This is a genomic window from Cytophagia bacterium CHB2, from assembly GCA_030263535.1.
GTDB lineage: Bacteria > Zhuqueibacterota > Zhuqueibacteria > Zhuqueibacterales > Zhuqueibacteraceae > Coneutiohabitans.
In genome coordinates this window covers 1-3110 of the sequence record SZPB01000543.1, presented here as the reverse complement: position 1 = coordinate 3110, position 3110 = coordinate 1, and the positions used below count along the sequence as shown (strand labels likewise).

The following is a 3110-nucleotide window of genomic DNA, read 5'->3' as shown; positions in this document are numbered from 1 at the left end:
GCAAACGCTCAACTGGAATGCGTTGAACGGCCCGCAGAAACACACGGTTGACGTCAACGCCGGAATCGAGTACGGCGCAACCCTCGGCGTTAGTTATGGCTATCATCTTAAAGCCGGCCTGCCGATGATCTTGAACGCCGAGTTTTCTCTCCCTGCCGGCAGCAACACCACGGATGATTTCAAAACCAAGATGGGAGCGCAGCTCCGGTTGTGGCAGTGGCGGTCGCTGGCTTTTTCCGTCGAGGCGCAAGGCGTCTTTCGCCGGTATGAAACCGATTATGTGCGCTTGCTGAATTTCGGTAGCGATTTCTCGGGCGCCATCGGCCTCTACCTTCCTCGCTGGTTTGTTGCGGCGCATGCCGGTTTTGACAAAGCTATTGTCACCCATTTTAAAAATTCCGAACTGCTCAAGGAGTCTTATCCTGCCATCAAAGATGGTTGGTATCAGCCCGCAACCGGTGGCCATTTTTATTTTGGCTTGCAAGGCGGCTATTCCACCCGCGCGCTGGACGTTTATTTGGAGGCGGGACAAATCATCGAGCAGGATTTTAAAACGGCGCCGTTGCTGCCGCTTTATGCGCGTTTCGGTTGGTCGCTAAAATTGCGGGAATGAGTTCGGAAGCATGTAGAGTGTCGGGTTCGATCGGCGAAATTCACGTTTGGTTTTCATCGTTAAGCTTGCGAGGAAAGTTATGCGCTTGGTGAAAAGAGAGCCCCGTGTTGCGGCAGCGTATGCGTTGTTGGCGGCTTTGCTGTTCAGCTTCGGCTGGTTGGGCTTCGAAAAAAAGTCTACGCCAAACAATAATCAAACGACGATCGCGAAATTCAATCCTTCCGGGCAAGGCCGGCTCAAAGGCGCAGCGCGCAAAGCCAAAGGCGCGGAATGGTACATCGCGCAGCGCGCGTATGGCCTGGGCTACATTCCGCAAGACGCGGAACTTCGCGCGATTGAAGACGTGCGCACGCGCATGATTCCCGAGCTGGCGATGCGTTTGAAAAAATCCGCGGCAGCGGAATTGAATTGGGAATATCACGGGCCGGGCAACATCGGCGGGCGTTTGCGCGGACTCGTGGTGCATCCGAACGATCCCAACATTCTCTACGCCGGCTCGGTCTCCGGCGGTGTGTGGAAATCCACGAACGCGGGCGCGAGTTGGTTTTCGACGATGGATGATTTGATCACGCTCAACATCTCTTCGCTCGCAATGAAGCCGGGCGATCCGAACACGCTTTATGCGGGCACGGGCGAAGGCCTTTTTTATTTTGATAACTTGCCGGGCCGAGGCATTTTGAAAACGAGCGACGGCGGCAACACGTGGCGACGCATGCATGTGGCGCAAGGCCTCAATTCGCCGTTCATTTTGGCGATTGCAGTTTCACCCGCAAATCCCACTGTGGTATATGCCGCCGGGCGGAAAACCTATCCGCACGTTAGTTGGCCTGCTGAAACTGTGCCCGACCCCGGCAACAATGCCATTTTTAAATCAACCGACAGCGGCGAAACTTGGCAGGACATCACCACGGGAAAAGGCATCGAACACGATCCGCAGGACACGCGCGATAATATTCCTGCGGAGGTGATCGTCAATCCGCTCGACGCCAACGTGCTCTATGCCGCGTTCGGGCTTTATAGGTGGGGCGGCATTTGGAAATCCACCAACGGCGGACAAACGTGGTTTCGTTTAACGAACGGTCTGCCCGATGGGAATTTGCCGAACATGGGCTATGGCCGCATCAAGCTCGCAATGGCGCCTTCGAACCCGAACGTCCTTTATGCTTCGTTCACGCATGAAAAGAAGCAAGGCGATACGGCGAATCTTAAAGACAGCGCCATGCTCGGCATTTGGAAAACCACCGACGCCGGCCAGAGCTGGACGCAAGCAGCCACGCCGATGACCATCAACCAACTCAATCGCAACAACGGCAACTTCACCGCGCTCGGCGCGCAGGGCAGTTATGCGCACGCGCTCATCGTTCATCCCACTGATCCGAATACCGTGTTCCTCGGCGGCCTCGACATTTACAAAACCACGAACGGCGGCGCCACGTGGTCGCAAGCGAGCATGTGGCTCGAGCCGGGCACGCCACATAATCCGGAAAACCTGCCTTACGTGCATGCCGATCATCACGTGTTTGTGTTTGATCACTCGACGAATCCGCCCACGCTTTACAACGGCAGCGACGGCGGCATGGCGCGCTCGCGCGATCTCGGCGCGAGTTGGGAAACGCTCAACCACGATCTCGGCGTCACGCAGTTTTATACGTTCGCCGTTCATCCGAACAATTCGAGCATCATGCTCGGCGGCACGCAAGACAGCGGCACGCCGATGGTTCTCAATGATCAAGCCAATGCGTGGGAAGAGCTGGTGGGCGCGGACGGCTGGCAAGCGTATTTTGATCACACCGACCCAACGATCCTTTACGTTTCGACACAACAACTCGGCATGGTGCGCCTGGTGATGAATTACGCGACCGGCCAGACTGTTGATGAAAAACTCATTGGCTATTTCGACGGTTCGAACGGCATCACGCAACGCGATTACGATCACGCGGCGTTTTTCACGCCCTATGAACTGTCGCCCAACAATCCCAACGTGCTCATTTTGGGCACGAATCGTTTGTTGAAGTCCGTCAATCGCGGCGATAGTTGGACGGCGCTCAGCACCGAGATCGATACGGCGATCACGAACGTGGCGATTGCGGAGGGCAACGACAACATCATGTGGTTCGCCACCTCGCGCCGGATTTATAAAACCGAGGACAACGGGGCGACTTATGCCAACGTGACCGGAGCAAACTTGCCCAAACGTTTTCTCACGGACATCGAGTTTGATCCCTCGAACAATCGCAACGTGTACCTCACCTATTCCGGTTACGGCACGCCGCACGTGTTCAAATCATCCAACGCCGGCGCGAGTTGGACGGACATTTCGAGCAATCTGCCCGATGTTCCCGCGAACACGATTCAAGTGCATCCGCAGAATCCGAGTCAGCTTTTTCTCGGAACCGACATCGGCGTTTTTCTCAGCGAGAATGGCGGGCAAACGTGGCAGCCGGCAACGAACGGTTTGCCCACCGTGCAGGTTTCGGCGATTGCGCTGAACGCGAAC

General features: G+C 56.0%; 1 protein-coding gene. It reads left to right on the top strand.

The features are described 5' to 3' along the window. Positions 1-701 precede the first annotated feature (701 nt). Positions 702-3110: hypothetical protein (locus tag FBQ85_28680; protein ID MDL1879109.1), on the top strand; the 2409-nt coding region annotated here is incomplete at its 3' end.